Here is a 22,759-nt window from a genome sequence, read left to right on the forward strand (position 1 = left end):
GAGTGGGAAAAATCCCACTCTCTGTAGCCATCTTATTCATTTTTATCGTGAAAATCCGCCGCCTAATTGAGACTCAGCCATTGCGACTAAACGCTTAGTGATTTCACCACCAACAGAACCGTTAGCGCGTGAAGTAGTATCCCCACCAAGTTGTACACCAAATTCAGTAGCAATTTCGTATTTCATTTGAGAAAGAGCTTGCTCTACACCAGGTACAAGTAATTGATTTGAGTTGTTGTTATTAGCCATGTGATATCACCTCCTTGTGAGTATAGAATGTGTAGAATCACATGGCTATATTCCATTTTAAAATTGGTAATTGTTCACAAATATTTAACAAATTCTTTAGAATTAAAATAAATCATCGAATTCTGAGCCTGGTTTGCTGTCGGGTTTAATTGTAAGTGTTTCTGTTCCCTGGATGGCTTCCTGAATCAAATGTTCAAAATCAAAGAAACTTTCGTAGTGCATGACTTTTTCCCTTTTCGGCTTTGTTTTTGGTGAAGAAGGAACAAAAATCGTACAGCAATCCTCAAAAGGTCTTATAGAAATATCATAGGTATCAATGTCTTTGGCTATTTTAATAATATCATTTTTGTCCATTGTCAGTAGTGGCCTTAGGATAGGCGTATTCGTTACTTCATTGATTGCGAACATGCTTTCCAATGTTTGACTGGCAACCTGCCCAAGATTATCTCCGGTAATAATTGCAAGAGCTTCCTGTTTTTTTCTAATCTCATCAGTAATTCGAAGCATGAATCTTCTTGTCGATGTCATCGAATAATTTTCAGGAATTTGTTCTTTTATTGTTTGCTGTATGGCAGTAAACGGGACAATATGAAGCTTCATTGAGCCAAAAATTTCAGCTTGCTTTTTGGCTAAATCAATTACTTTCTCCTTGGATCTTTCACTTGTATATGGTGGACTAAAAAAATGCACAGCTTCTATTTCTACCCCGCGTTTCATGGTCAAATAGCCTGCTACCGGACTATCAATTCCTCCTGAGAGCATTAACATCGCTTTTCCACTTGAACCAACAGGTAACCCGCCTGCACCTAAAATGTTCTCACATGACATATAAATTGCGTCACTTCGAACCTCAATTTTTAAATTAATATCTGGATTTTTCACATCAACCTTTATTCCAGGGATATTTTCTAAAATATGACCACCAAAAGTATGGTTGATACCCTCAGTATCCAATTCAAAAGATTTATCAGACCGTTTAGGAGTTATTTTAAAGGTTTGCCCCTCTTTGTATAGTCTTTTAACTAATGAAAGTGCAGCAACTTTCATTTGTTCAATATCCCTCTTCACTTTTATCGCAGGACTAAAGGATTGGATACCAAATATATTTTTTAATGCCTTATTGATTTCTTGGGCATTCTCACCATTTAATAATACATACATTCGATCTCGCTCAGCCCGTATTTTAATCTTTGGAAAGGGAGCCAGCGCAATTCGAACACTCTTCCGTAACTTGTCTACAAACTTATTTCGATTCCTGCCTTTGGTGGAGATTTCACCATAGCGAATCAGTATATGATCATAATTCATATTATTTCATAACCTTTCTTAATTGTTTGGCAGCTTCTTCGATTGCCACAATTACTTTTTCTGCCTCATCTTCAGTATTATCATACGATAAGCTTATTCTAAAAGCACTGTCAGCCAAATCATCAGGAACCCCCATCGCTAAGAGTGTCTGACTTGGTAATTGTTTCTTAGAAGAACAGGCACTTGTTGTCGATAAATAGATTCCTTTTTGCTCTAAAGTATGAATTAAAACTTCTGCTTTAACTCCTTTGATTGAAAAGTTTAGAATATGGGGGGCAGAATTTTCTAGCGGCGTATTGATCGAAAGGTCATCTATCCTGCTTAACCCTGTTCTTAAAAGTGATTTAACCCGTTTCATTCTTTCTAAATCTAATTCACTTCTAGCTAACGTCATCCTTAGAGCCTTTGCCATAGCGACAGCACCTGCTACATTTTCCGTACCACTTCTAACTTTCCATTCTTGGTTTCCGCCCGAAAGGAGCGGGTCCAATCTAACACCTTCTCTAATAAAAAGCGCACCAGTCCCCTTTAATCCATGAAACTTATGTGCTGAAAATGAACATAAATCCACACCATTTTCAATTAAATTTACTGGAACTTTTCCGACCGCTTGTACAGCATCTACATGAAAGAGAATGGTCGGATAATGCTTCAAGAGTTTTCCAATTTCTGCAATTGGCTGTATGGTCCCGACCTCGTTATTTACCTGCATAACCGAAACAAGTATTGTATTCTTTTGTATAGAAGCTTTTACATCCTCTAAATTAACTCTTCCAGTATGGTCAGCTGGTAGATACGTAATGTCGAATCCTAGCATTTTTAACTGTTCCATTGCCCCGCGAACAGATGGGTGCTCAACACTAGATAGAATCAAGTGTCTCCCTTTATTTTTATGTAACATCGCTGTTCCTTTAATAGCTAAATTATTACTTTCTGTACCACCAGAGGTAAAATATATCTCTGTTGGTTTTACAGATAGAAGGTTAGCTACTTGTGAACGCGCCTGTGTGAGAAGTTTTTCAGCTTCCAGCCCTAAGCCATGCAGGGAAGATGGATTGCCAAAAAATTCACTAGAAACCTTCACAAAAGAGTCTAAAACCTCCTTAAAAGGTCTGGTTGTCGCACTATTATCAAAATAAATCATCTTTTAAACACCTCACCTTTGCAGGACTAAATCTTACCACAAACTTAATCAATTGAAAAAGGTTTGTGGATGGCTTTGTTAAACAATACTGTTGATTTCCACTCCAGGCGCTTCGCGTTCCGCTCCAATTAACAATGAGCTTTAACAAAGCCAAACAAATAAAAACCGATTCACCATTTTTTGGCGGAATCGGTTTTTATTTTTTATTACTTTCCAACGGTTTCCTTAATTTTCTTTAAGACTCCCGGGTCAATGGATTCAAGGGAAGCAGCAGCCTGCTCTAAAGCTTCCTGATACTCAAACTGTCTAAATGCCTGTTCTGCATCAATTAGTCCTTTAGCAACAGATGGATGCTGACTCCGGTATCTATTTCCATATTGAATCGCCTTTTCAGCGAGCATTACATTTTCAATCAGTTCAGTTGTTGTATTAGATAATTTTTCAACTGTTAAAACGGCAATCTCTAAATATTGATTTAGCGCTGAAACGTTAAGTGGCTTTTCCTGAAGCTGGAGCTTTACGTTTTGGATGCTTTCATTTGTATCTTCAAATAGATACTTATAATCTTCTGGTAATCCTGGAATATTGCTCTTAGATACTAAACGGATCGTTTCGCCCACTTTTTTGGTTAATTCCCTTAGTGTTTCACGCGCTTCGAACTCATCTTTTCTAAGTGCCTGGAGCTTTAGACCAAAATTTTCTTGCTCTTCCTGAATCATTTCAATATGCGTTTTAATTTCTTTAAGTTCTTCACAAAGAATCGTTAATGCCGTTTCATTGATATTTATTTTTTCAATCAAGATGTCATAATGCTTTGTAACAGAAGCAAGCTGTTTTTCTAAGTGCCTTTGAATTTCAAAATCAATTTCCGTTAGATGATAGCTTTCTTGAACATGCTTTACTTCATTAGAGAGATGGTCATGTTCTTCAAGGACAGAGGATAATAGTCCACTCATACCTTTTTCATTTTGAAGGATAAAACGCTTGGCATTCACTTCTTTTTCTAGTAAGTCAAAAAGAATGTCAATTCGTTCTTTCACTTCACTAATGCCTTCAAGCGCTTCTTCCATTTTTGTCTCTTCAATAAAGGCTAAATACTCAACCAATTTTCCTCGTAAACTTTCGATTTCATTCTCTAATTGAATATGACTTAGATAATACCCTTTTTCAGTCATTTCACGATACCCTTCTAGAATATCAGTCAATTGAGCTGGTATTAGAGATTGACACTCTATTAACAGCTGAGGAATGGTATCCATACTATTTTTAACATTCATTAGTCGATCATGGATCGCTAAAACAAGTTCGCGTGCTTCAAGATAGTTACCATGTTCAGTTTTCTCGTCAAATTCATGAAACTTTTTCGTAACGTCATCCAGTTGAGTTTCTAAATATTTTTCGGATTTTCCAAAGCTATGACGATGAGCTAGCAGCGTTTTTTTCGTTTCCCGGTATAATTCTTTTAACTGCTCAATTTCAGTTCTGTTCTTTTCTTCACTTCCGACAAGTTCATGGAGTTCCTCAACAATTTTATTAATCTCATTTTCAGTTGCCTGTAACTTTTCTTTGGTTTCCTGTTGTATAGCTTTTGCTTTATTAAAACGGTATTTGTCGATATATTCTTCAGCGTCAAATAACATCTCTTCCAGATTTGGTAATTTAACCGTAACAATATCGTCCCATTGATTACGCCAGCCCTCGAATAATTCTTCGGTTTGTCCGGTCATATTCAATTGTTTTACCTTTGACATTTCATCCAATATTGGTCGATTAAACAAATCGATTTTCCAGGCTTCTAACCTATCCATTTCTTTAAAATACTTTTTCTTTATAAAATACCCCATTACAAATAAGGCTAGTAGTAGGATAATAAATCCAATAAAATATTTCACATTCAAGCCCCCTGTTTCAAACACTTCATATAAATCTTCAAAGCGCTAGATACTAATCTATTAAAAACCATCATTATTCGGTAAAGTTCAATGCCTCTATGATACCATGTAAACGACATTTTTTGACTATTATTTTCAATTTTATTGAAAAAGAAATTTTCATTTATTATTTTATGACAAAAATCTAAGTGAAAAGAGGATTAGCTTTTAAACTACAAATTAAAAAGCACTTGCTTGAAGGAAATTTGCTTTCCAAGCTAGTGCTTATCATATAAATATCCGTTTATTTGTCTCAACTACAATATAGCCTCTTTCTTTTCAATAATTTTTGATCCTAGTGTGTTTTCAATCCAACTGTTGATTTCTTTTAAGTACTTTTGTTCAAAGAACCTTTCATTTGGAAAAATATAAAGTACCTCTCGTAAATAATGAGCATTAATAAACGGCATCATAAGTAAGCCCTTGTATTGGATAATCAAGTAAGCAATAGAATGCGGACGGAATTCTTTTCTTTCAAACCCTTTTTCAAAAATCTTTTGAAAAAAGTACTTCTCCTTTAAGGCATAGGTGGACATAACTTCTCTGACTACCTGAGAATCCATTGACATTTCTCGGTATACGAAGCTTGAAAGTTCAATATTTTCACATTGATAGTGGAGCAAGTCAGCTGTTATCCGTTTTAAACAATCCTTTACTCCTGTATCCATTAAAGAAAACTTTTCTTCAATAATGCGTAAATATTGCTCAAAAAAGTAAGTAAAGCAATATTCTAATAATCCAAGCTTATTCTCAAAATGGTAGGCGATGGTTGCTGAGTTTACTTTCGCTACGGTTGCGATATCACGTATCGATGTTCCAGCATATCCATTTGAATTAAAAAGCGATATCGCTGCTTTCACTATTTCTTCTTTAGAATCCTTTTTCATCGTACACCTCCTGATACTCCTGCCTTTTTATCCTTACTATAACAATTCTTTTTTGGTTGATGGATTCCTTTAATAAATTATCGACAAAGTATGCTCTTTTTCTTGTCAGTTTGATAAAATAAACATGAATTGTAAAAAGGGATGGGTGAAAAAACATGTTTAATGTCGAAATGTACAAAGGAAGCCGCAAAGAAAATTATGAATTGGTAAAAAAACAATTACAGGCCCTACTCCATGGTGAGAAAAACCAAATCGCTAATCTTAGTAATACTTCTGCATTATTAAACCAGTTTCTTGATCGGATAAACTGGATTGGCTTCTATTTAATGGATGAAAACAATGAACTAGTATTGGGACCCTTTCAAGGACTGCCAGCATGTGTGCGCATCCCGCTTGGCAAAGGTGTATGCGGAACGTCTGCAAAAACAAAAGAAACACTCCGGGTGGAAGACGTTCATCAATTTCCTGGTCACATTGCCTGCGATGCTGCCTCTAATTCAGAAATCGTTATACCACTAATAAAAGACGGAAAATTACTAGGTGTCTTGGATATTGACTCACCAGATAAAAATCGCTTTGATGAATTAGACCAAGAGAAGTTAGAAGAAATTACAGACATTCTTGTTGATCATTTGTAAAATTAAAAACTCGCCGTGGCGAGTTTTTTATATTTTTTCAAGTGCTTGGTCTAAGTCTTCTTGTATATCCTCCCATGCTTCAAGCCCCACTGACAGTCGGAGTAATGTGTCCTCTATTCCCATTTTTCTTCGTTCTTCTACTGGAACGACAGCATGCGTCATGGTGGCGGGGTGCTGTATCAACGTTTCAGCATCCCCTAAACTCACTGCTATTTTTATCAATTTTAATTGATTCATAAATAATTGAGCTGTCTGCTTTGATCCTTTAATCGAAAATGAAATTAAGCCACCTGGTTTTTTCATTTGTTTTTGCATGATCCTATTATCGTCTACATAGTCACTATTGCCAGGAAAATAGAGCTTTTCAACTTTTGGATGATTACGTAAAAATTCAACGAGCTTGCTTGCATTCTCACAATGACGATCCATCCTTACGGGAAGTGTTTTTATCCCTCGTAGTAAAAGCCAAGCATCAAAGGGAGAGACAGTGCCGCCGATGTCTTTTTGTGTTGTTCTTGAGACCTGTTGGATAAAATCACTTTTGCCAACAACGATTCCAGCAATAACATCACCGTGACCACAAATATATTTTGTTGCACTGTGAATAACAACATCACATCCAAGGCTGATAGGTGTTTGTAAATACGGAGAGCAAAATGTATTATCCACCACAACAGGAATTCCACGTTGATTTGCGATGCTGGCAACTAATTCTAAGTCAACTAGTTTCATGGTTGGATTAATCGGGGTTTCTATATAAATACATGCAGTATTTGGGCGAATCTCTTCCTCTAGAATTTCTTTTGATGACATTAATGAAAAATCATGAGCGATGTCATATTTATCTTTTAACAATTGTAGTAACCCATACGTACAGCCATATACACCTTGCGAACACAAGATACGGTCACCTGTTTTGGTTAATGCGGTTAACACGGCTGATACTGCTGCCATCCCTGAGGAAAAGGCCAAACCTGCTTCCCCTTGTTCAAGCTTCGCCATCCGGTCTTCGAGAATTTTAACTGTTGGATTGCCCAGACGGGAGTAAATATATCCTTCTTCTTGACCTGCAAATCTCCTTTCCCCTTGCTCTGCACTAGCAAAGGTGAATGTAGAAGTTTGATATAAGGGAGGAACTAGACTTCCTTGATGTTCATCTGAAAGATACCCCGAATGAATTGCTTCCGTTTCAAAACGAAAATTTTTATTTTCCAAGCTGACCCCTCCAATTTTTTTGTAAACGTTTTCAATTCTATTCGTTTCTATTATACTATTCATTTACACTAGGTGAGGCACTCAAATTCATTTTCATTAAAAAGTGCCATACTATCAGTTCTTGAAAAATCCAGCGTGTCCGGTGCCACAACTTGAATAACACCTTTAGCATGTAAAAAGTGTATTTCCTGAAATTGACTTGACATATTGATGAATAAAATTATATAATATTCTTTGTGTAAAATAACTGCAGCCTATGTGAACACGTGAATGGTCTCATTTCGTTCCTCATAAGTCATTTTTACTTATGATGGTGTATCTTGTAACCCTCTGCTGCTAGGGCGAAGGTGCATGAAAACAAAATGGCTATCATTGATGTTTCATAACGGTTTTTATTTTACCAAAATAAAAACACTAAGGAGGAGTCATTCATGGCTCGTTATACTGGCTCTAGCTGGAAAATCTCTCGTCGTCTTGGAATCTCTCTAAGCGGCACAGGTAAAGAATTAGAAAAGCGTCCTTACGCTCCTGGACAACATGGTCCAAACCAACGTAAGAAGCTTTCTGAATACGGATTGCAATTACAAGAAAAGCAAAAACTTCGTCACATGTATGGAGTAACTGAGCGTCAATTCCGTAACCTTTTTGACAAAGCTGGCAAAATGGGTGGGGTTCACGGTGAAAACTTCATGATCCTACTTGAATCACGTCTTGACAACGTAGTTTACCGTTTAGGTTTAGCTCGTACTCGTCGTGCAGCTCGTCAATTAGTTAACCACGGCCACATCTTAGTTGATGGTTCTCGTGTAGATATCCCATCATACCGTTTAGCTGCTGGTCAAACAATCAGCCTACGTGAAAAATCACGTAACCTTGATGTTGTTAAAGAAGCAATTGAAGTTAATAACTTCGTACCTGACTACTTAACATTTGATGCAGACAAGCTTGAAGGTACTTTCACTCGCTTACCAGAGCGTTCTGAATTACCAGCTGAAATTAACGAAACTCTTATCGTTGAGTTCTACTCTCGTTAATTGATTTGCTTATTAAATAGCAATCACAAAAACCCTAGAAACTGCGTTAAATCAACGCTTCTAGGGTTTTTTATTTTTATTATGCTTAGTAGAATATTGTATTCTCCCCCAAAGAAATGGGGGGAATTGGGGGGCTCTTGGGGGAAGTTTTAACAAAATTATTCAAGTGGACAGACGTATACTGCTTTGTAAAAATCCATTTGACATCGCTCCCGACGGTACCATTGGCCCAAAGGCAAACGCTGTTGGGATCGCCATCGAAAATGTTGGCAACTTTGATCTTGGCCGCGATGTCATTGACTGCGGAACAAAAAGAAACAATTGTTACCGTTACCGCGTTACTTTGTATAAAATTTGGCTTAACCCCTTCGATTGACAGCATCACCTACCATCATTGGTGGGATTTAAGAGCGAAGGCAAGAGTGTTAGATAACGGTCCGGACTATAATGTTAAAACCTGCCCCTGTACTGGATTTTTTGGAGGCAATTCAACAACTAGTGCAATAAATAATTTTTACCCGCTAGTGTCCCGTAAAATACAAGAATTAATAAATTCGAATCAATGAGAAAAACTAAAAAACCCGCATGAATGCGGGTTTTATTAGTGCACACTTGTTTTTCCTAGCTAATCAAACTCCCTTTTAACCAGGCGCGGGGACGGTATGGACCGACCGGGATTTGTATTAAGCTTGTTTTTTCTTTCGAATTAATCCCATAAAGTCCATCACATCGGTTTGCGTCAAATCCTAATAGCGGGTGCCCTCCCATTCCTAAAGCACACGATACCAAGAGCAATCGTTGCAAGAGTATGCCCGCTTCCATTTGCTGAATGCGGTATCCTCTATATCCCAATTCCTTTTTGAGATGTTCCCTGTCTCCAACAACATGCAGACAGAGCGGAACTTGAAACAGATTTACATTGGGCATTGTTAATCCATTTTGTAAAAACTCTCGAAAATCTCCCTGAGTTATTCTTCGAAGTGCATGAGTGGCATTGTCATAAGAATAGGCACCATTTGGAACTCCTTCCACGTTGTAAAAACTACCATATAAAGAAACAGGACTCTCCACATTCCCATGTGTACCATCAAGGTCATTCTGATACGAGAAGGAAAAGGTCTCTTTTAACAAAGTGGATAGCTGCGTTTGACGGACTTGCCCCATCATAAAATCGATATCTGGAGAATGCCGCTCCCTGCAAACGGATGCAAGATCGTATGAAAAGCGCTCTGCAAAGGGAAGCAGGATCATTTCCGAATCTAAGGAAACTTTCACACTACTATCTTTCTTTATCTTCACAAACGACTCTGTTGTTTCAAACATGGATGCTTCATTGAATTTTCTCAAGATAGGATAATCTATTACCTTCTTAGAACGGTTATAGGAGGCATGCTCCAACAGCGGCACTTCCCGGCACAATTCAGTGGCAGAAACAATTTCCATTCTATTATGATTGTTGCCTGCACTATTGACGTTTTGATTAACAGATAAAGGAATAACGGCATATACACTTTCATCCTGATCAGACAGCCCAAGCAAATGATTAATAGACCTATCAAGAAATTGGTAGCATACCCGAGATGAAAACCCTATTCGTTTGGCCACTTCTAAAGATTGCCCAATTAACACACCTGCATCTAACCCTTGGAGCCTGTAGGAAAAATTATTGTATTTATAGAAATTTTTCCAAAATAGCGTCGAGACAAAAACAGTACAGAAACAGTCAGAAAGATCACAGCTATTTCCAAGACTTCTTGATAAGTATGAATCGTAATTTCCTTCTCGCAGCAAGAGGAGGCGATGGTGTGCCGCATCATAATGGTAAATTCCCATTGGTGTGTCCTTCAGCTTCACATACACATATAATTCATTGGGATATAACGCCCCGCCAGAGGGTACAAATCTGCGTAATAACTGGGCATAGCTCACAGCACCTTTTTCCTCGGTGTCCTCGATTAAAGCGATTTGCGAGTATTTAGTAAGGCCGTATACATACCATAAGAAATGACCTAGCTCCTCCCGGCTGGGTTCAGCCTTAGCTTCCCGTCCGCTGAGTGTTAACGGTACATCTGCGTTCAGCGGAATCTCTGGCAAGCCCCGGTACAGTTTATAGGGAAGTGGTGCATCCTCCCAATCCACTTGCCAATCTGGAGGAGCAACTTTTTCCGTATCAAAGTGAAGATGATGTACAAATGTTTCTAGTTCCAATTTTACACCTCCTCCATTTCAATTATGGGAATGGGTGGGGATCTGAATTAAGCTGTTCATACGATAACGGCTGTTCCATAAATCCAAGTTTCATTGGCACTTTAAGGACCCTCTCCAGCCCTTTTACACGGGTCAGGTGATGTCCGAATGTCATCGGTAACATACCAGGGATCAATACCTTCACACAGAATAATCCATTCCGTTTGGTTATCGGTGTCGTTTGATCCACCACAATTACCTCCAGATCTAACCGGTGGAACCTCTGAAGAATATCCTGAAGATCTTCCTTCAAATCAGTAGTTGCAGGCGTCTCCTTAAATTCTTCTGCAAATGTACGTAATGGACGTTGATCATCCAGTAAAAAATTCAGCCGTTCCTCTGCTTCCCGCAGCCCGTATAGCATACCATGGTCCTCCATGGTACGTACTTCGTACGGATTCTGTAACATATGTTGATATTTTTGCTCGTTTGCCTCCAGTTTTTCGTCATGCACCATCATTCCCGCAAGCTCGTAAATTGCGCTTTTTACAGCCCTTACAGGATCAGGGTTAGCTCCGGCTGCACAAATGAGGTTTACCCCCTTGGATCTTCTGTTTTTTGCTACTGCCCACACACTTGGAATTCCATGCTCCATCGTCGAATTGAAAAAATGAAGGTCATATCCCGCCACCTCACGCATACGGTCGACCATCAGCTGTAATTCTTTATCGTTAGCCGAACTAAGGTCAAGACGTGGAAGTGGAAGTTTTGCATACCAGGTTAACAAGAAAGAATCTCGCTCGACAACCTCCATAATGGCATGAAAAATGGCTTCTTCTAAACTGCCCCCTAATGCACATCCATTAGATGTTTCATAAACAAAGCCCTCCCCATGTCCCAAACTGTAATAGGCGAGTAACTGCGGAACCAATACAGAACGTTCTTGTAAAAACGAATAGCCCCAGACCCAATTCATTGGAGTATCAGGATCAAACGGTTTAAAGGGAAACTGAGGCTTTGTATATTGTTCCTTTTCATGCAAACCTACTCTTTCAGGGTTTAGTGCATTTTGCTTTAAATTATGATAACTATCACGAACTACCGTCCTTTTGCCTCGAGGCTCGATTCCGCAATATCGTTCCAAACCCTCTAAAATGGCAGTCAGCTCACTCATTTCATAAGAATTAGACCGGCCAGCAACTCCCTCGTCCGCTTCAAATAAAGGCATGTTCACTAAAACATCAGCAAATGGAAGGGTGATATCCTGCATCTTTCCATTCATGATACCAGTACGGTAATCCAGATAGTCTTTGACCAGTACTGTTTTAAATTCATCCATCGAACGGCTGCGATAACCACTGCTATTAAATTTAGGACTAGATTCTAACCTAATTTGAGCTAATTCTGGTGTATCTTCAGGTATTGGACTGCAAATTGGGCATGAGGAATTAGGCAAGAAATAGTGATTAAAATTTGTTAACGTTCTCAAGTTAATAATGAACACTCTTTCTTCTAAATTGCAGGGTTCTCCTTTAAAAACCCTCTGCACTTCGTTACATATCAAAGCTGCCATTTGTGATAGTCCTGTTCTTGATGCCCATGCATCTTGCATGACACCTTCTCCGGCTGCCATCTTTAGCTGTAGCTGCCACATTTCTTTCCGATCGGATCCAGCTATCATGCGCCGGATGTCAGCGCAGAATGAACATCCCGGTGTATCGGGGCGAACTAAAGGACCAATGATTCCCTCTCCAAACGAAACGAAACCTCGAAGCCACGGGATCATAGTGTTCCTGTATTTTTCTTCTGCTTTTTGATGAATGGCTGGATTCCAGGCATCGCTCAGCACCAGAGCTAATTCTGTTTCTTCGGGTACTTCTTCTAATAGGCTTTGACGCCTAACAAGATAATTGCCGGACAATTGATCAAAAACATAATCCGCTAATAAACCCTCTCCGTCAATGAGAATATGGGCGGCCATTAGGATTCCTCCTCTCGAACCTGCACACCATACACCCCTGCTAATTCCTGTTTTAAAAAAGGTTCGAACGCAAGATCATAAACGATTAGACGTTTGCTGTTTTGGTTCAAAACCTGAATGGAAGATTGTAATAGCTCCAATTGTGTTATTTCTTCACAAGAAGGTGCTTCGAGTTTAAATTCCTTTTCTTTCAAAAAAACAGCTGACTCCGATATTCTTTCGGTTGCATGCACCTGATTTTGTTCATCCAAAAGCGCTTGTTGTAATGCATTCCGTAAAGCCATCGTGGTATTTAAACCTATACAAGTGTACTGACGCCCCTGCGACTTTACCCATATTACGGGGAAGCCTAGTATTTCATTTTCTAAACCGATGGTCGGTGTACCATTTAAGGTAGTCAGGGCATTTAAATAAAATCTGCAGCATTGATCTTCAATTTGTCCCAATTGTACGCGAAAAACAGGATTCAGTGGATCCTCCTTTTTATTTCTCAATTCTTTCTCTAAATAGGCTTGCAAGCCGCGACAAACTGCCTCTTCGATTGTTTCCCCTGCACCAATGCCGATCAAATCTCCTGCTATGTTTTCACCAGCCTTATCTTTTAGATCACTACATTCCTTGAACATTTGTAAAACATACATTTCAATACCAGTCAGTCCCGCTTCCCTCTTTGCCTCCTCATGTGTAAAACCCGAACAGACAACCGCTGGCAGTAGGTCTGCTGGCCCCTCTGACACTGGATTAGCCGCTTGAACATAGCACTGCGAAAGAGGAAGCTGTGTCAAGTTTCGCTCCTCCCAGGTATGGAAAATTCCTGTTTCTTCCGAAGTTAATAGACTGAAATATTCCAAGAGGTTACTCGAAGGTTCGTTTTTACTCTTTTCTTGCTTTATCCTTACATCAAGATCTTCCATCAGTTCAGAAGGGGCAGCTTTATTGGAAACCAATGGATGTGTGATGAATGAAATCCAGTCTCCCTCAAGCGTTTCAAGATCAAGTTTGTAAATTTGGTTACTCTGATTTGACTCTGCAATTCCTGTAGCCTTCTTAAAAAACTCGAATACGGTGACATTGGCCAGAATGGCTCCGACAGTTGTAGAGAAAGATTGGGGCTGCCGATCTAATTGCAATGAAGATTGATGGATTCGGCGCCATGCTGACTCCCAGCATCCCTCTGATTCCGGATGAACCAATGGACCAGCAAGCCCCACTTGGTCTAAACATATGGCAGGAAAAAATTCTTTCTTTTGCTCTTTACAAACCATATTCAGATTCCTAAGTTCATTTACATTTCCATCCGGTGTGACATATAGAATCCAATCATACGGACGCAAAGCTTCTTGCCAAAAACTCCTTCCCTCCCTTTTTTCAAATGGGACCTGCTCAACCTCCACTTCAGAATCAGCATAGTAGGCATTGCGCACTAACTCATTTATCCGCAATTGATTTGATGGTACTGAATCAGTCAACATGAAATGGAATTTGGGAAGTCCCGATTCAATTAATGCGGCAGCCAATGAAACCATAAAGGCTCCAGAACCGATAGCCAAAACTTTAGTTTGACGGAATTCTTGAAAACGGTACGCACCAGAATCTACAAAATTCTCGATAAATTCAATTTGTGAAGCATACTTTTCTAGGACTTTTGGGTTTAATTCATGTGTCCTATCTTGGCTAACATCTCGAACAAAGCCATTCTTGTACAACGTTTCTCCAAGCTCATATACCCTGTTACGATACTGCGCCGTTAATCCCTCTGTTATATCTCCCAATGATTGCTCCCCGTTAAACAGCGGCATTAATTTTTCAATCCATTGATAAATCGTATTTCCTTCCATTCGGAATGAACTTAAGTTATTTCGAAAATACACACCACCCTTTGGATCTGGTAGATAAAATGAATCCCTTTTGACCTTCAAACGTGTGGACGAGGTAAGTTTTGTCATTCAGCTCCTCCTTCATTCAAAGCAATCCTAATTATGCACTATCATTATATGTTCATTTATTTGTCCATTATGAATAGAAAAGTGGAAGCGCCCTGGTCAGCGGCGTATGGCCTCCTCGAAAAAGCTAACGCATTTTCTTCGTGCGATGCCTATGCTGCCGAAGCTTTCCCTGTGGAGCGCTCCAACTGAGATAAAGGAAAACCGAAAAGCGCAAGCGCCTTGCTCAGGGGCGACAGGCATAAGACGAGCCGGCGAGAAGGCTGTTTTTTAGCCTTCACGACGGATTGGCTTATGACCCCGAGCCCATAGGCGCTGAAGCTAGACAACACGAAGATCCCAGAGCGCATTCGTGCTTGACTTATCATAGGTAGGTAAAAATCCTAAAGGATTTTTACTTGTGGAGACCGAAGGACACTAGCCGCTAGGGCGCTGGAGATGGACATTTCTCAACGTCTAATGATATAAATTCTGATATTACCCCCAAAAAAGAAGTGCCTCCTGCGGCACATATCCATGCAGGGGGCACTTCCTTTTCATAAAATAACGTATTTTTTTCTGAGATTCCAAAACGACTAAATAAAACCGAAGCCAAAACAGCCAAAACCCAAACCGAAACCGAAACAGCCAAAACCGAAGCAGCCACCACATCCGCCACAGCCGCCACAGCCGCCACAACGGAAACCGCCACAACCAAAACCAAAACCGCCACAACGTCCGAAGCCACCGCAACGACCAAAGCCTCCGCAACGACCACAGCCTCCACAACGACGCATATCACCAAACTGAAGCGCATCTTGGCTCTGATAATCTATAGGAATTAGCTGACCAACCTGGTAATTATCCATCCCCAACATTTGTAAATCATTTTGAAAATTATGCATTTTTTCCTCCCCTTTGTATTTATTCAACAGGATGCACCTGAATAGAGAGTGGAAACGAAGGTAATTATGTCAGTTTGGTGTAAATCAAACTTTAAAGTACCACGAGTACTCTCTTCATCAAATTATGATTTTTTTAGGTTGTTGCCACTAATTTAACAGCCTATTTTTACGTTGAAGGTGTGAATAGAATATTGACCACTTTAAGAAGCATTTCGTAGTCAAAAGCTATTTTTAGAGCAAAAAAAGACCCCCAACCATATCGGTTGCGAGCCTTTGAAACGCCAATAATTAACGTTTTGAGAACTGAGGTGCACGACGAGCGCCTTTAAGGCCATACTTTTTTACGTTCTTTAATTTATATATATTATGAAGAAAATCGAAACAATATAGTACCTAAGCAAGCCTGATTAAAAGGCTTTTTTAGGTTACATGATTCGCGGTCAAAATGCGGTCAAAAATCAATTCGAATAGTTACATCATGCCGCCCATTCATTTTCATAAATAATAGAAGAAAATCTGTAATAAAAAACCTCTGTAAATCAACATTTTGTGAGTTTTATTTTAAATGAACTGAAATAGTTAATAAACAAGTCGAGGACAAACCCGAGGAAAAAAAAAGCATTAATAGCCCGTGAATTCCATACACATCTGGTTCTAAGAAATACGGATTAAATAAAAAATGTTCTAATTCTGCAGGCAAAACATCTCCAGCAGTTCTTATTTTACGTGTATATGGTTCACCATCGCCTGGATGAACTTTAAGTTCGCCATCATCAAAAAAACGGAATAGTGCACTGGCATCTGTAACGGGGATATCTGGAATAATTTTCCCCGAACCATAAAAACAACTTACCAAGACGAAAGGTCTAAAATTCAGGCTCTCAAGTTCCTCCATTTTTATGTTGAATCGATCACAAAATTCTTCTGGATTTCTCCTAATAAATAACTCTGCCTGCTCTGCTTGTTTAACACCAATATTAATTTTTTTATCTGCCCCCCAATAATCCTGTGGCTCAAGAGGTTCAAGTCGGTTCTTCAATTGTCCCAAAAATAAATAATTACCCTTCATGGCTATAAGATCTACCTGTCCCCTATTGAGTTTAGGGAACAGGCAGCATAATTGGTGCTTTTTCGTTGTCTCATTTTAATAGGTCAGTTCACTTGTTAAAATCTTTCTCCTCACTCTTTACTTACTTTTATCGACAATTTTCTACTGTGGATAACAGGTATTGGTGGTTGTTATCTTTTTTAATAAATTGCAATCATTATATCTGCATAAAATTTTAGAAACTCCTTAAAAAATGAGTGACTAACCTTCTTATTGGCTTGTTTTAAAAATGTATTGATTAAGGGTTGAATATACTGTATTAAAAATTTATTTTCTAGTTCTTCCAGCTGTTGCAAATACACAAAATCATCTTCTTGATTTGCAGTAACTTGCTCCTTCAGTACAGAACTTAAAAAGGCTGTTAAGCACCCGATATGATCAGGAAACCGATCAATTTCAAGCGGATACAAGAATCCGGTTTTTTCATAAAGATTAATAAGGCATAATAAATTCATTTTTCGAGTTTCTTCATCTTCGATTTCTTGTGTATAGGAAGAGAAGTAAGGGGAGATAAAATGATCTCCTGGTATAAAAAAGTGATTATCATACCATAACGAAACTTCCTCCCGGTTATATGAAGAATGAAATGGCAACTCTGCTTTCACTGCCTGAGGAATCTCCTCCATAATCTCTTCATATTTATCCCACTCTCCAAGCCAGATGTTTGTCATTATATTTAACATTGAGAGTTTTCCATATCGTTCTTCCATCATGGTCTTCACCTTCAACCTTTTGTAGTGTACTACTGCAAAACTTAAGCCTTCTCAATATCCACAAATACATCCTGCTGTGCCGGTCCACCTACTAAGAGATCAGCAAGGTATCCTTCAAAATAACTATCATCTTTATCTGTCAGCGCATTAACTGAGAATCCGCCTCCCCTAGGTTTGGCATATCCTGATTCTTCGTGGAGTGGCTTGTTAAATTCGAATGGAGTGTGTCCATATTTTTCGGCTGGCTCCATTTTCTTTCCATCAACCGTTATAGTTTGTGACCCATATGCATAATGTCCGAAACTGAAGTTTGCTCCAACAACACCCGGCTTGATTCCCGGAGTAACCAATGCTCTTCCTTTAACCTTTGCACTACTCGATGCAATGTAAATTTCATCATTGGTTTGAATCCCTTTTATCTTGGCATCAACAGGATTAATCCAGACATAATTCTCTGGCTTAATCTCACGGAGCCAGACGTTTCCTTCTGTTCGATGTGTAGCCATATTTCTGGATTTCCAGTTAATAAATTGAAGAGGTTTTGTTGGTTCATAGATTTTACCGTCATAGGTTTTAATCTCATCTGCAATCGGAACACCTTCAAAGAAGTCACCAGTATAAGCACTCTTAAAGCCAGCTGCCTTTTCATCATAGAAATGGACTTGCTTCGCCCACTGATATTTTAGCTTGTTGCCGATGTATTCATCTCCAACAGGCTCAAATCGGCCGCCACGATTTAAAATATAGACAACCTTTTTCCATTCGTCCGGTTTTACAGCATTTTCAAGTGTTTGTATTTCAAAATACTTCCCTAAAGCATTCTTCCTTGCTTTTTCAAAAATAGATATTTCTTCTGAATTAGCATCCTGCACTGGCTTTTTACCATCATAAGCAATGTTGGCTATACGTTTTAAATAATAGTCCTCCGGAATGTTTAAAGCAGTTCCATCTTCAAATGCTTTTTCTCCCACTCCTGGAAGTCCCATTCTTTTTAATAAATCGATATATACTTGTTCTGTTGGACGTGCTTCTGGTACTACTCTAGTAACAGGTTGAATCACACCAGCAAACTTATACTTTAGTATTGGGAAGATTTCATCCGTATTCCAACTTTCTAAATAAGCAAGGTCTGGAAGAACGAAATCGGCATATTTAGTGGTTTCTCCTATCATGACATCAGAAGAAACTACAAGTTCAACAACCTTCGGGTCACGAATAAATTTTGCTTGAATGTCTGAACGTGGTCCAGCCATAACTGGCGAAGTCCTATTGATAATGAGTCCTCTTAGTTTGTAAGGGTATCCTTCAGCTGCGCTTGGCAGAACGTCACCAATTAGCCGATTGCCAAGTGGGTACCATGGACGTTTGGCTGGATAACCGTCTTTAGCAAACAAAGATGTTTTTTCGTAAGCAATTTTATGACGAGTGATTGGTATTCCCCAAGCCATATTTGCATTTGGTACAGTTTTAAGGTCATAGCGGCCCTCTGTTGTTTTGAACTTAGCCTCTAATACCGTGTCTCCACCCTTCCAGTCGTGATTTCCAACAAGATGGTTCAACATATTGATTGCACGGACATTATAGTAGCCATTTGAGTGCATGGCTGGGCCTCGGTAAGAATGAATGCCCACTTTCTTGCCGTGAGAAGTGAATTCACGGGCAAGCTGGATAATCTGTTCAACAGAAACATCACATAATTGTGAGTATTGCTCCATTGTTTTTTCCATCACTTTATCTTTAAAAACTTTAAAAACTGATTTTACTTTTATGCCATGGATAGTCGTATCTACATCTAGTTCACCATTTACTGCTTGCGTGTGAACGGTTGGTTTTCCGTTTTCTATGACAACCAATTCTTCGTCTCCGATTCCAAGATCCTTCGAAAGTATAAACGGCCGCTTTTTGTCACTAACATTTACTAAGAAGGAGGCATCACTCCAAGTGGTTTCTCCATCTGCATTTGCAGCGCCCTGATTGGGATTCCTGAGGTAGATTTCATCAAAGCGATTATTTTCGATAATCCAGCGGCACATGGCCATCGCAAGTGCTCCGTCACCACCTGGCTTAATTGGAATCCATAAATGTGCCTTCTCTGCTGTTTTACTAAATCTTGGATCAACCACAACCATCTTCATGCCGCGCTCAATGGCATTGGTGATTTGTGGAGCAAAAGTAGTTGGTCCACGATTGGCAACCATAGGATTGGTACCCCAAATGATAACCATTTCAGCGTTATCAAAATCCGGAATCATTCGCTGCTTTGGCTTCGCTGCATCATGTGATCTCGCGTTACCTACTACACTCATCACGCCGCAATAACCACCGTGATCATAGTAGTTTGCAGTTCCAAGACTACCAAGCGCAAGCCGTTCAATAAATTCACGGCGATGGCCAGCCAAAATTGCCAACTGATTTGCTTTTGGCCCAAAATCAGGATGGTTAGTATCAATAAGAATATCCTTATATTTGCTGTCAAACTCAGCCTTTGTCATCTCTCCTGCATTCACAAGATTCCAATCAGCCATTACTGTGGCTTCAGGGGCAAACTTCCAAATATCCTTCAAGCCTGGAGTGCCAAGGTCTTTACTGCCTTCGAGAATTTCCTTATAAGCTTCTTCCCAGCTCACAGTTTTCCAGATACCACTTCCACGCTCACCAACACGCTTTAGTGGTTTTTGAATTCGGAAGGCATCATAGTTAGTCTGAATTCCTGCCTGCCCCTTTAAGCATGTACGACCGCCACGGAATCCACGGCCAAGCTTTGCTACATCACCAGTCCCTTTCACAGCCTGTGCTACAGGAGTGTCGTAGTTTATATGTCCGAATCGAACCATATTCATTGGACTGTACTGGTTACCAGCTATTTTCCTTACAATTGATGAATATGCTCCTCCAGCAGCACCTGTGGTGATATAAGCTTTGATTGTACAGGTTGTATTACATTGCTGACATGAAGTGAAGATGACATTTTCAGCGGTATAATCCTGATAGTCAGTTCCTATCCCATGCGGTTCATCAATCCAAACTCCGCCCATAACTTGTTTAATCGGTCCGACAAACGCGGGTCCCACAAGAGCAACAGCTCCAAAGCTCCCAAGTGCTTTTAAAAATCTGCGCCGATTCATTGCTTTATTTTCCATTATGGCTCACCTCTTCAGATGTTTCTTCAATTGGCAACAATAGTTCTCCAATTGAATAGATTAATAACCCCATTGCCACCACACCGACACTTACCATCCATTCTTTTACAGTAGGAAAGTAATCTCCCCATGGCAGCTCGTGGAATACAGGTACAATAAGTGAGGGAACAACAATATTAAATCGGACCCCGATAATGCCGACAACAATTAAAATTGCAGCAACCAACAGCGCATTGATATTTTGATTTGTTTTTTTCCAAAATACAATCGTAAGCGGAACAACCGCACCTAAAAACATTTGAACACCCCAGAAAGACCAGGAGAGATCACTTGCCATCATCGTCGCGAGTGTATCTAAATGCTCTATCTCTAAACCGTACCAGCCGGTCAGATATTCATAGAATTGAAGACCAAGGTCGATGATCAAAAATCCTGCCATTAATTTTGATAAGCTGATGATCATCTTTTGATCAATTGGTTTTTTCTGTACTTTTCTTTTAATGACATACATCGCTAATAGTAAGGCGGTGCCTGAAACCATGGCCGATACAACAAAGATAATCGGGAATATCGCTGTATTCCAAGCCGGCCTTGCTTTTACCATCGCAAAAATCGTACCAGTTCCACCATGGACCCCCAAAATGGCAATTGGAATTCCAATTGTTCCAAGAATCTTCATCCACATATGATCACGTTTCTTGGTTAATGTATTAATAGTGGAGTTCTTGGATGTTAAGAGTCTTGCAACAAATCCTTTTAGAGTATTTGTATTTGCAGCTCTAACAAGGTCCTCACGCATCGCAATATACAATTCAACCATCAATAGAGCAATATAAACAAGGTAAAAGTGAACTTCCCATCCAAGCGGTGAAGTGACATTCCAATAAATTATTGCGTTCATTAAGCGCTCAGGACGGCCTAAGTCCATTAGTACAAAGGTTAATGCTACAATCATACAGACAATAGCTGTAAACAGTGCTGCCTTACCAATTCTCTCGTACTCTTCCATTCCAAAAACATAGATGAGTGTAGATAAAAGGAAGGAACCGGCACTCAAACCAACAAAGAAAATATAAAAAGCTATCCATGCTCCCCATGGCGTAATACTTGATAAATTCGTAGCAGAAAGGCCGGTAATCATTCGTTCTACAATAAAGTATCCCCCCGCCAAAAAGGCAACAGTAAGGGCTGAAATCCAGATTTTAAAAACCTTGGTATCCGTAGATTTTGTGGATTTGTGTTCCAATTTTAATGCTAGATTTGACATCGTTCATCAACTCCTATCTTAAATATATAACACTTGGTTGTGTTCCCAATTCTTCCTTTAGGCGGAAGGCTCTAGGACTTGCTGCCAGTTTGGAGACAACACTATTTGGGTCATTAATATCACCAAAGAAACGAGCATCACCAATGCAGGTTTCAACGCAGGCTGGTTCTTCGCCTCTTTGAAGGCGGTGGAAACAGAAGCTGCATTTACGTACAGTACCAATTGGGGTCTTTCCTTTTTTTCGTTCACCACGCTCAACACCATATTCTGGGCTCGTAACATCATTGTAACCGGTCATTTCTTGCTCATAGCTATCACCAAAATCAAAGGAGCGTGCTCCATAAGGACAAGCGACAATGCAGTAACGACAGCCGATACAGCGGTCATTGTCAATCACAACAATCCCATTCTCCATTTTATAGGTTGCTCTTGTAGGACATACCTGAGCACATGCTGGTTTATCACATTGCATACATGGTCTTGGTAAATTCATAGCTTTAATGTTCGGAAATTCACCTTCCAGCGACTCCATCACGACATTATAGGATATCCCAGGCGGTGTCCGATTTTCTGCCTTACAAGAAACCGTACACGTATCGCAGCCAATACATTTTTGCAAATCAATGACCATTACCCACTTTGGTCCCTTGTTAGTTTTCTTCGTATCAGGTGTATCAGAAGCATAATAACTGCCAAATTCCATCGTTAGGCTAGAAGAATACACCTTGTGAAAGTCATCAATCTTCATACTTCCATTGATGACTTTTCTTGCATCCCGCGCCATGTTTAACCCTAGCTTTGTATCGTACTGTGATTCATTTAATACCTTCTCTGCATTTGGTAGTTTTTGATCTACTATTTTGTCATAATCCCTAGGCTTCAAATCCCAATTTGAAAATAGCCCCATTTCCTCACCTCATTTACTAGTTCTCGATTTTCTTTATTTCCTTTAATTCCATTTCAACATCGTCAGCGATATCACTCGTAAGCTCTCTTGTTGATTTTTTAAACTCTTTTAATGTCTGCCCGAAAGCTTTCCCGATTTCAGGAAGCTTTTTGGGACCAAAAATAATTAGTGCTAGTGTAAGGATTAAAATCAAACCAGGAATACCTATATTGGAAAACATATC

20 protein-coding genes are annotated in these 22,759 nt (G+C 39.4%); 3 read left to right on the forward strand and 17 right to left on the reverse strand.

Features of this window, described 5'->3' with window-relative positions:
- Positions 1 to 42: 42 nt before the first annotated feature.
- From TR08_RS27285 to refZ, 5 genes are all read right to left on the reverse strand, one after another.
- Positions 43 to 249, reverse strand: a complete 207-nt coding sequence (locus tag TR08_RS27285; protein WP_045523648.1) for an alpha/beta-type small acid-soluble spore protein — start codon at positions 247 to 249, stop codon at positions 43 to 45.
- A gap of 102 nt (positions 250 to 351) precedes the next feature.
- Positions 352 to 1,557 (reverse strand): tRNA uracil 4-sulfurtransferase ThiI, encoded by a 1,206-nt coding sequence (gene thiI, locus TR08_RS27290; protein WP_045523650.1) that lies wholly within the window; start codon positions 1,555 to 1,557, stop codon positions 352 to 354.
- Between the two features lies 1 nt (position 1,558).
- Positions 1,559 to 2,701 carry a cysteine desulfurase family protein gene (locus TR08_RS27295; RefSeq protein ID WP_045523657.1) on the reverse strand — a complete coding sequence of 381 codons (1,143 nt, stop codon included), beginning with the start codon at positions 2,699 to 2,701 and terminating at the stop codon, positions 1,559 to 1,561.
- A gap of 206 nt (positions 2,702 to 2,907) precedes the next feature.
- Complete coding sequence (gene ezrA / locus TR08_RS27300; protein WP_045523659.1) at positions 2,908 to 4,593, reverse strand: septation ring formation regulator EzrA; 1,686 nt, start codon at positions 4,591 to 4,593, stop codon at positions 2,908 to 2,910.
- Positions 4,594 to 4,889: 296 nt separating this feature from the next.
- Positions 4,890 to 5,519 (reverse strand): forespore capture DNA-binding protein RefZ, encoded by a 630-nt coding sequence (refZ, locus tag TR08_RS27305; protein ID WP_045523661.1) that lies wholly within the window; start codon positions 5,517 to 5,519, stop codon positions 4,890 to 4,892.
- Between the two features lie 155 nt (positions 5,520 to 5,674).
- Here refZ and TR08_RS27310 point away from each other — a divergent pair, with 155 nt between their 5' ends.
- Positions 5,675 to 6,157, forward strand: coding sequence for a GAF domain-containing protein (locus TR08_RS27310; RefSeq protein ID WP_045523663.1), 483 nt, complete (start codon positions 5,675 to 5,677; stop codon positions 6,155 to 6,157).
- 27 nt (positions 6,158 to 6,184) lie between these two features.
- On the opposite strand, the gene megL is transcribed toward TR08_RS27310, so the two are convergent.
- Complete coding sequence (gene megL, locus TR08_RS27315; protein WP_045523665.1) at positions 6,185 to 7,372, reverse strand: methionine gamma-lyase; 1,188 nt, start codon at positions 7,370 to 7,372, stop codon at positions 6,185 to 6,187.
- A 431-nt stretch (positions 7,373 to 7,803) separates the two neighbouring features.
- Here megL and rpsD point away from each other — a divergent pair, with 431 nt between their 5' ends.
- Both rpsD and TR08_RS27325 read left to right on the forward strand, forming a co-directional pair.
- Positions 7,804 to 8,406: a 30S ribosomal protein S4 gene (gene rpsD, locus TR08_RS27320; protein ID WP_045523667.1), complete on the forward strand. Its 603-nt coding sequence runs from the start codon at positions 7,804 to 7,806 to the stop codon at positions 8,404 to 8,406.
- Between the two features lie 137 nt (positions 8,407 to 8,543).
- Positions 8,544 to 8,972 carry a hypothetical protein gene (locus TR08_RS27325; RefSeq protein ID WP_370576417.1) on the forward strand — a complete coding sequence of 143 codons (429 nt, stop codon included), beginning with the start codon at positions 8,544 to 8,546 and terminating at the stop codon, positions 8,970 to 8,972.
- Between the two features lie 55 nt (positions 8,973 to 9,027).
- Here the strand turns inward: TR08_RS27325 and TR08_RS27330 are convergent, their stop codons facing one another.
- From TR08_RS27330 to tatA, 11 genes are all read right to left on the reverse strand, one after another.
- Complete coding sequence (locus TR08_RS27330) at positions 9,028 to 10,614, reverse strand: SagB family peptide dehydrogenase (protein ID WP_045523669.1); 1,587 nt, start codon at positions 10,612 to 10,614, stop codon at positions 9,028 to 9,030.
- A 22-nt stretch (positions 10,615 to 10,636) separates the two neighbouring features.
- Entirely contained in the window at positions 10,637 to 12,574 is a 1,938-nt protein-coding gene (locus TR08_RS27335) for a TOMM precursor leader peptide-binding protein (protein WP_045523670.1), read from the reverse strand.
- A complete protein-coding gene (locus TR08_RS27340; protein ID WP_045523672.1) occupies positions 12,574 to 14,520 on the reverse strand; it encodes a putative thiazole-containing bacteriocin maturation protein in 1,947 nt (648 codons plus the stop codon). Before TR08_RS27340 ends, TR08_RS27335 begins: the two co-directional genes overlap by 1 nt.
- A gap of 572 nt (positions 14,521 to 15,092) precedes the next feature.
- The gene (locus TR08_RS27345) at positions 15,093 to 15,428 is read right to left on the reverse strand and encodes a heterocycloanthracin/sonorensin family bacteriocin (RefSeq protein WP_193747861.1); all 336 of its coding nucleotides are present in this window, start codon (positions 15,426 to 15,428) and stop codon (positions 15,093 to 15,095) included.
- Between the two features lie 261 nt (positions 15,429 to 15,689).
- Complete coding sequence (locus TR08_RS34135) at positions 15,690 to 15,764, reverse strand: hypothetical protein (protein ID WP_370576427.1); 75 nt, start codon at positions 15,762 to 15,764, stop codon at positions 15,690 to 15,692.
- Positions 15,765 to 15,957: 193 nt separating this feature from the next.
- On the reverse strand, positions 15,958 to 16,470 hold the full coding sequence (locus tag TR08_RS27350; protein WP_045523676.1) for a hypothetical protein: 513 nt from the start codon (positions 16,468 to 16,470) through the stop codon (positions 15,958 to 15,960).
- A gap of 179 nt (positions 16,471 to 16,649) precedes the next feature.
- A complete protein-coding gene (locus tag TR08_RS27355; RefSeq protein WP_238579260.1) occupies positions 16,650 to 17,219 on the reverse strand; it encodes a molecular chaperone TorD family protein in 570 nt (189 codons plus the stop codon).
- 44 nt (positions 17,220 to 17,263) lie between these two features.
- Positions 17,264 to 20,362, reverse strand: coding sequence for a molybdopterin-dependent oxidoreductase (locus TR08_RS27360; protein ID WP_045523680.1), 3,099 nt, complete (start codon positions 20,360 to 20,362; stop codon positions 17,264 to 17,266).
- Entirely contained in the window at positions 20,352 to 21,629 is a 1,278-nt protein-coding gene (gene nrfD, locus TR08_RS27365; protein ID WP_052427651.1) for an NrfD/PsrC family molybdoenzyme membrane anchor subunit, read from the reverse strand. Before nrfD ends, TR08_RS27360 begins: the two co-directional genes overlap by 11 nt.
- A gap of 13 nt (positions 21,630 to 21,642) precedes the next feature.
- A complete protein-coding gene (locus TR08_RS27370) occupies positions 21,643 to 22,536 on the reverse strand; it encodes a 4Fe-4S dicluster domain-containing protein (protein WP_045523682.1) in 894 nt (297 codons plus the stop codon).
- Positions 22,537 to 22,552: 16 nt separating this feature from the next.
- A complete protein-coding gene (tatA, locus tag TR08_RS27375; RefSeq protein ID WP_045523684.1) occupies positions 22,553 to 22,756 on the reverse strand; it encodes a twin-arginine translocase TatA/TatE family subunit in 204 nt (67 codons plus the stop codon).
- Between the last annotated feature and the right edge of the window lie 3 nt (positions 22,757 to 22,759).

The sequence above is a fragment of the Neobacillus niacini genome (assembly GCF_000759675.1).
Taxonomy (GTDB): domain Bacteria; phylum Bacillota; class Bacilli; order Bacillales; family Cytobacillaceae; genus Neobacillus; species Neobacillus niacini_A.